This window comes from Micromonospora sp. CP22, from assembly GCF_009712475.1.
Taxonomy (GTDB): Bacteria; Actinomycetota; Actinomycetes; order Mycobacteriales; family Micromonosporaceae; genus Micromonospora.
Genome location: NZ_VCJO01000040.1, coordinates 1 through 7,652, shown reverse-complemented (window position 1 = coordinate 7,652; position 7,652 = coordinate 1). Strand labels below are relative to the sequence as shown.

Below are 7,652 nucleotides of genomic sequence, written 5' to 3'. Positions count from 1 at the left end.
GCTGCCCGAGGAGACCTTCGCCGACTGATCGAAGCCGTGTCGGCCCCGATCACGGCAGCCGTCGTCTTCGTGTTCCTAGAGCCCCACGAGGACGACGACACAAGCTCCGATGCCGTCGCTTCCGGCTACCGGGTCTCTTGATGCGCCAGCCTCCCGGCGCCGCGGTTGCTGTCCCTGATCTCACTGTGCAACAGGTGCACAGTTTCATCGCCGACGCGCTGGTCGCGCGCGGACTGGCTGTGCGCCGCCAGAGGCCGTGTGAGTGTGCCGCAGCAACTGCTTGATTCTGGATGTGACACCAGACGCGGTCGCCCGAAGGGCAACGGCGGCACCGCTCGAAAGTTTCGGACTGCTTCCGCTGTCGTGTCGCGCCCAGGGGGTCTGCGTGACCCGGCGGCAACATTCAAATCCTGCAGGGGGATAGGCAGCTTGAACAGCGAGAACAGCAGCGATTCCAAGGCGCGCAGGCGGGCATAGATGGCCCCCTTGCTTCCGAAATGTTTCCGGAAAATGTTGACCTGAGTTACACCGAGGTCCAACAATCGCCCCACTGGTTCACGGCGTGTCGATGACCTCCGGCGCGACTGCTCCTCCCGGCGTGCCTCGCCGTGGATCCGTACCTCCGGTTGATTGTTGATCCACAGGGAGATCTTCGTGGCACAGCGTCCGAGTGAAGGTTCTCGCCCGTTCCTCCTCCGTGCCCTACTCGCGGCTGTACTCCTGGTGAGCGGGGCCGTGGCGATTCCGCTGACTGCCGCGCCCGCGAAGGCGGCCACCTTGTTGACCACTGTCCAGGCCGAGGCGATGACCAACGGTGGTGGCTGCACGGCTCTGCAGGACACCCGCGCCGTCTACTACTGCAACAACGACAGCACCTACACCTCGTACGCCTTCAACCAGGCCGGTCGCTACAGCATCCGGATCGTTGGCGCCTCCAGCGCCAACAACACGGCCGGGATAAACGTGCTCGTCGGTGGCGAGAGGATCGCGGCGCTCACGTTCACCGGAACCAGCTACACCACCCAGTCGGCGACCTTCGACATCGCCAACAGAGGCGCCAAGGAGATCCGGCTCAGGCTGGAGACCGACAACGGCCAGAACGACACATACGTCGACTACTTCGAGCTGTACTACGAAGGCGCGACCCCGCCACCACCGCCGGCACCCAATCCGCCGTCCACCGGCGCATTCGCCAGCGGGGTCTACCGCAACCTGTTCCAGGAGTGGGGCCCGACGATCACCAACGCCGCCATCACCGCGAAGCTCAACGCCTACTGGACCCACTTCTTCACCGGCACCGACGACACGAAACGCCTCTACTACACCGCCGGCTCCAACAGCAACGGCACCCTGGCGTACATCAAGGACACCGGCAACGACGATGTGCGCTCCGAAGGCATGAGCTACGCCATGATGATCGCGGTGCAGATGAACCGGAAGGCGGAGTTCGACGCCCTATGGAACTGGGCCAAGACCTACATGCAGCACAAGACCGGACCTCGCACGGGTTACTTCTGCTGGCAGGCCAACTTCAGCGGGTCGTGCCGGGACAACAACCCGGCCTCGGACGGCGAGGAGTACTTCGCCACCGCGCTGTTCTTCGCCGGGCACCGGTGGGGCAACGGCACGGGCATCTACCGCTACACCACCGAGGCCAACGCGATCCTCGACACCATGCTCCACAAGGAGGACATGAACGGCGGTGAAATCGAGAGCGTCACCAACATGTTCAACCGCACCGAGAAGATGATCGTGTTCGTCCCGTACGCCAGTGCCTCGACGTTCACCGACCCGTCCTACCACCTGCCCGCGTTCTACGAGTTGTGGGCCCGCTGGGCCACCGGCTGGAACGGCAACCAGGCCGCGGATCGTCAGTTCTGGCGCGACGCCGCCACCCGCAGCCGTCGGTTCTTCACCCAGGCCACCCACCCCACGACCGGACTGAACCCCGACTACGCCGAGTTCAACGGCACGCCCAACAACACCGGTAACCACGGGGACTTCCGCTTCGACGCCTGGCGCACCTCCGTAAACTGGGCGGTGGACTACTCCTGGTGGGCGGCCGACGCCAGCTCGAAGACCCTCACCGACCGGATGCAGACGTTCTTCGAGAGCCAGGGCACCAACGCCTACGTCAACCAGTACTCGCTGGCCGGCAACCCACTGTCCAACGACCGCTCGCCCGGCCTGATCGCCTCGAACGGCGCCGCGTCGCTGTCGGCCACCAACGCGCGGGCGTGGAAGTTCGTCGAGGCACTCTGGAACCTGCAACCACCCACCGGCCAGTACCGCTACTACGACGGCCTGCTGACCTTCATGGGACTGCTGCACGCCAGCGGCAACTTCCGCATCCACCAGCCCGGCGGCGGCGTCGCCGACACCCAGGCCCCGACCGCCCCGGGCAGCCTGAGTTCCCCGTCGAAGTCGTCCACCAGCGTGACGCTGTCCTGGTCCGCATCCTCCGACAACGTCGGCGTCACCGGGTACACCGCCTACCAGGGCGCAGCCACCAGCGGCGCCACAGGCTGCACCAACGTCACCACCACCACCTGCACGGTGACCGGATTGTCGCCGAGCACCGCGTACAGCTTCACGGTCAAAGCCCGCGACGCCGCTGGCAACACCAGCGCCGCTTCCTCAGGTGTTTCGGTGACGACCAACCCGCCGTCGACCACCGCGCCAGCGGCGCCGTCCAACCTAACCGCCACTGCGGGCACCGGGCAGATCACCCTGAGTTGGCGTGACAACTCCGAGGACGAAACCGGCTTCGTCATCGAACGCCGCACCGACACCGGGTCCTGGAGCCAAATCGCCACCACCGGTGCCGGCACGGCCAGCTACAGCGACACGTCCGTGACCGCCGGCACCCGTTACATCTACCGGGTACGCGCCCGCAACCAGGCTGGCGACTCGGCATGGTCCACCGAAGCGACCGCCGCCGCCTCCGGAACCGGTAACCGCAATGCCTACCAACAGATCGAGGCCGAGTCGTTCGACACGGGCTCCGGCGTCACCACCTCGTCGGTCGACGGCGGGACGGTCGTCGACTTCTCCGGTTCAGGTAGCTACGTCGTTCTCAACAATGTCGACTTCGGCTCCAGTGGTGCTGGCCGGGTCCAATTCCGAGTCGCCACCACCTCGCCCGGTGTGAACATCCAGGTACGCGTCGCCAGCACCTCGGCGTCTCCGGCCTGCACCGTCTACCCCGACGGCAACGGCACCTGGCACCTGAAGACCAACTCCTGCTACCCCAAGCTGACCGGCACCAGGAACATCTACATCACCACCACCGGAGCGGCCCGGATCAACCACCTCACCTTCGGCTCCTGAGCCAGCGAACGGTGCATCCCGGCACGTCCTGATCAGAAGCTGCACCCTTCGTACCGTCCCTCATCCCCAGCGTACGACCGCCATCCGGGCCGCCGTTGTCCACGACGGCCCGGATGACGGTCGTACGCTGCCCACAGCATGATTCGATCTACGCGTCGTGCCGCGCGCTGAAGTAGATGCCTGTCGGGCGGGTCGAACAGATCGACGGTGCTTGAGATCCCGTTGAGCAGCGCCCGCACCGGCCTCAGACCAGCCGGACGCGGGCCTGCTCCTCGTAGCGGGGCCATAGTCGAGCCACCTTCCGGTAGGCCTCCTCCGCCTCCTCCGTCCTCCCGTGGGCGGCCTGCAGGTCACCGAGAGCCAACCCGGCCAGCGGGTCTCGTGGGTGTGACCCGCCTCGATCGCCCGTCCGTACGCCACTACCACCTCTTCGTCGGCGTTGCGCCGCTGCAGGTTCGTCGAGTAGCGGTAGTTCTTGCTCGGTGCCGCGAGGCGGTGGGTCGCGGGTCGGGATCAGGGTGCCGTCGACGATGGCGATCTGGTCAACCCGACGCTGGCCCACCGGAGACAGGGCCAGCAGCGGGCCGAAAGTGTTCGATGACCCGATGCGCGGCGGAGTGCGACACCCCGAACAGCGGACCGATCTGCCGCATCGTCAGGTTCGTCCGCCAGTACGCGGCGACCAGCAACACCCGATCAGCCAGATCGAGCGACCACTGCCGCCCCGGCCGCCCGTCCGCGATCGCGTCATCGCCGCGTTCAATGACCAGCCGGACCAGCCTGCGGAACTGGACGGGCTGCAGTCCGGTGAACGGAAAGATCCACTCCCGGCGGGCTGCCAAGATCAACTGCACCCCGGCATGATCCACCATGGACGTGTGAGCGAGTTACGAGACGCCCCTTAGCTTGATCTTTAACCTGTGCGGCGTGGGCGGGGACTGCTCGAGGTCTTCGGTTTCTTCCTTGCGTTCGCGCTGATGTGCACGTCGTGTCGTTGAGCGGGTTGCTTGTTCGGTCGGCCTGGTGGTCGCCCTGGACCTGGTCGGGAGGGTTTCGGTGCGCTGGCCAGGCAGGCGGTCTTCGCGCGGAGGTGCCGGAACCCTCGTCGGACGCGGGCGGGTGAGAGGCGTTCGGGCGGTGTTGGTTTCTCCCAGGGGCGGCGCAGGTCACTGGTGAGGCCGCGTGCCAGGCGCAGCTGCGCGTAGACGGCCAGAATGAGCCGGGTCCACCGGTCGGCGGCTTGTGGGGTGCGGATCTTCGGGCAGGTCCAGCCAAGGGTCTGTTTGAGCAGCCGGAAGGTGTGCTCGATGTCGAAGCGGCGCAGGAACGCCTGCCAGAGCCGGTCGACGTCGGCGGGTGTGGCATCGGTCTCGGACCACCACAGCCAGACCGGCTTCGGGATCGCGCCGCTAGGCAGGTGATTCACCTCCAGCCGGATCACGGTGCCTTCGATGAGTGGCAGGTCGTCGGTCTGGTCGATCCAGGCGTTGGGGTGCGTCAGCCGGGGATGTAGCCGGTCCCAGCTGCGGGCGGTGGCAGCGCCGTAGAGGCGAGTGTCGGTCACCGTGGTCACCTCGGGCGCGCCCCAGCTCGCGGGGTCACCGAAGATGAACTCGCCGCCGTGGCGAGGTGGTCGACCGTTCGTGCCCGGCCGTCGGGGCGGGGCCGCGTGGCGCAGCACTCGATCGGAGCGCATCCGGCCCAGCACCTGCACCGGCAGGTCGCGCAGCAGGTATGCCAATCGGGGCGTGTCGTAGCCGGCGTCGGCGACGACCAGGATGTGGGGGATCACCGGTGCGCCACTGCCCAGCGGCGATGAGTCGCTGCACGAGGTGGCGGAGTTGCCCGGCGGTGACGGTGGCGGCATCATCGCCCGGCGCGAGCCGCTGAGCATCCAACGGCGCGGTCCAGGAACTGCGACCGGGCTCCAACGCCGTGACGAACGAGTACGGCCAGCCAGGAATCATCACGTGCTGGTCCTTGCCGCGGCCGTAGGTGTGGCACAGGATCCGCTCCGCGGAGGTGTGCGCGTCCGGCCGCAGCCAGCAGGTGATGTCGACCGCCAGGACCAGCCGGCCATCGGCCGCGCGAGGCAGCGGAAGCGCCGCCAAGCTCCTGCGCAGCCGCTCGACATCCACCCGACCTCGGGCCAGCGCCGCGTACAGCGACCCATGACCACGACGATGCTCGCCCACCAGCGACAGCTCCACCAGCGAATGCACCGGCCCGTCGCCGCACAACACCGCGTCAGCCAACTCGAACATCGCATCCGCCCGAGCGGTCAGACAGGCATGGAACTCCCGCCGGAACGCCGCCAGCTCCCCGAACGCACCAGCAGAACCAGCATCATGCACACTGACCACCAAGACAGCCCCTGGTATTGATCCTCTTCCCTCGACAAGAAGATGATCGACCAGGGGCTGTCACCATGATCAGCCGGGGTCACCAACCAGCCGCCAAAGGTTAAAGATCAAGTTAGCCGCGTGAACCAAGCAGCGTACGGGCGTACCGCCGGTTGTAGTTCTCAACCCTGGCAATACAATGTCCGAATGTCTACCGATCCTGACCATCCGTCGGTGGCCGACGCCCGATCCATTCATGGCTGATCAGTCGCACGCGGACAGCTCTCCGCGCCCGTCCCGCAATTCGTCCGGCAAGGGTTCCGTCCTTTCTCGACGGTATGCCGCAGGCGCGGGTGGGGTACGGGGTTTGCTGATCACCGTTCTCGGCGACTACCTAAGACCAGCCAGACAGCCTGCCCCGACGTCGGCGTTCATCGACGTGTTGGGTCGCCTCGGTGTGGCGGAGGCGGCGTGCCGGCAGGCCCTGATCCGCGCGGCGGCGGACGGCTGGCTCGTTTCGACCAGAGAGGGTCGTTACAGCTGGTGGCAGCTCAGCCCGGCGTTCGAACAGTTCCTGGTGCTCGGTGCCAGTCGGATTTTCGGTTTCACGGCGACGCAGCCGGAGTGGGACCGTCGGTGGTTAATGGTGCTGGCCCGGGTGCCAGAGAGCAACCGGGGGGCCCGGCACCTGCTGCACAAGCGGCTTGGGTGGTCGGGCTTCGGCCGGCCGGCCCCCGGGGTCTGGGTCAGCACCCACACTGACCGGATCAAGGAAGCTGAGCTCATCTTGCAGGAGGCCGGGGCGCACGAGCAGTCCCAGATCTTCCTGGCCGAGTACCTGGGCGGGGCGGGCCTACCGACCCTGATCCGTCAGGCGTGGGATCTCGACTCCATCGAGCGCGAGTACGAGTCGTTCATAGCCGATTTCAGTCGTCAACCATCCGCCGATCCTCTAGTCCGCTTCACTCGACTCGTGCACCGTTGGCGCCGCATGCCGCTCATCGATCCGGTGCTGCCGAAGGAACTGCTGCCCGCGCGCTGGAGCGGCGCCCGCGCGGCACGCCTTTTCCACCGTCAACACGGTCGTTGGGAGTCGGCCGCAGCCCGGGAGTGGGCTCGTATCAGCCGGCAGGCCGGCTGATACGAAGCCAGTCCTTTCCGGCCTGCGGGTAGGACCCGCTTCCGAACCGTCGGTGACGAGATCCGTCCCATGTCGAACGGTCGTTCGGTGTCGCACCCGTGACGGCGTTCGCTATGCGAACATGCGTGCCTATTGCGACCGCTGTGATTTGTGGCGATACTCATCCATGAAGCCGGTCGACGCCCAAGGGTGGGGCGATTCGACGGGATCAGCGAAGGCGGCCTCGCGTCACTTGGTCCCCGCCGGGCAGGCCAGCGCATCAGGTCGATCAACGAGGTCGCGGGATAACCAGGTGCGGACTGCATTGTCGACGGAACGCGCACTTCCACTCATGTGACATTCGTGTTGACCGACGTCACGCGAATGTCCTACAGTGCAAACATCGATAGAAGTCGATGGATCTCTCGTGGAGTGGTAGCCGGCCCGCTTCGAGACGCCAGCCCGCACAGGTTCGACTCGCCACGCCAACCGCCACCGAAGTCAGCAGTTGAAGGAGGGGCAATGCGCCTATCTCGTTACCGCCTGTTCGCCGCAGCCGTCATACCGGCGGCGGCCCTCGCCACTGGTATCGGCTTGGTCGCCGTCACCACATCCGCCGCAGCGGCCCCCGGGTGCCGCGTCACCTACTCCGTGAGTTCGCAGTGGCCGGGCGGATTTACTGGAAACGTGAACCTGACCAACCTGGGTGATCCGCTTACGAGTTGGACGCTGACCTGGTCGTTCAGTGGCGGCCAGCAGGTGACCCAGGCATGGGGCGCGACCGTCAGCCAGAGCGGGTCGCAGGTGACCGCCCGCAACGCAAGCTGGAACGGCAACCTCGGCACCAACGTCACCACGAA

3 protein-coding genes and 2 pseudogenes are annotated in these 7,652 nt (G+C 66.4%); 3 read left to right on the top strand and 2 right to left on the bottom strand.

What is annotated here, in order from left to right; genetic code table 11:
- Positions 1-735: 735 nt before the first annotated feature.
- Entirely contained in the window at positions 736-3,330 is a 2,595-nt protein-coding gene (locus tag FF096_RS25990; protein ID WP_155222186.1) for a glycosyl hydrolase family 8, read from the top strand.
- 408 nt (positions 3,331-3,738) lie between these two features.
- On the opposite strand, the pseudogene FF096_RS25985 reads toward FF096_RS25990, so the two are convergent.
- Together FF096_RS25985 and FF096_RS25980 are read right to left on the bottom strand one after the other, a co-directional pair.
- Positions 3,739-4,184, bottom strand: a pseudogene (locus tag FF096_RS25985) (transposase family protein); the annotation flags it as partial.
- A gap of 59 nt (positions 4,185-4,243) precedes the next feature.
- A pseudogene (locus FF096_RS25980) lies at positions 4,244-5,693 on the bottom strand (NF041680 family putative transposase).
- Between the two features lie 346 nt (positions 5,694-6,039).
- On the opposite strand from FF096_RS25980, the gene FF096_RS25975 reads away from it, so the two are divergent.
- Together FF096_RS25975 and FF096_RS25970 are read left to right on the top strand one after the other, a co-directional pair.
- Complete coding sequence (locus tag FF096_RS25975; protein WP_196222662.1) at positions 6,040-6,813, top strand: PaaX family transcriptional regulator C-terminal domain-containing protein; 774 nt, start codon at positions 6,040-6,042, stop codon at positions 6,811-6,813.
- Between the two features lie 363 nt (positions 6,814-7,176).
- Positions 7,177-7,652 (top strand): cellulose binding domain-containing protein (locus FF096_RS25970; protein WP_309223930.1); only part of this gene is annotated, 476 nt, incomplete at its 3' end.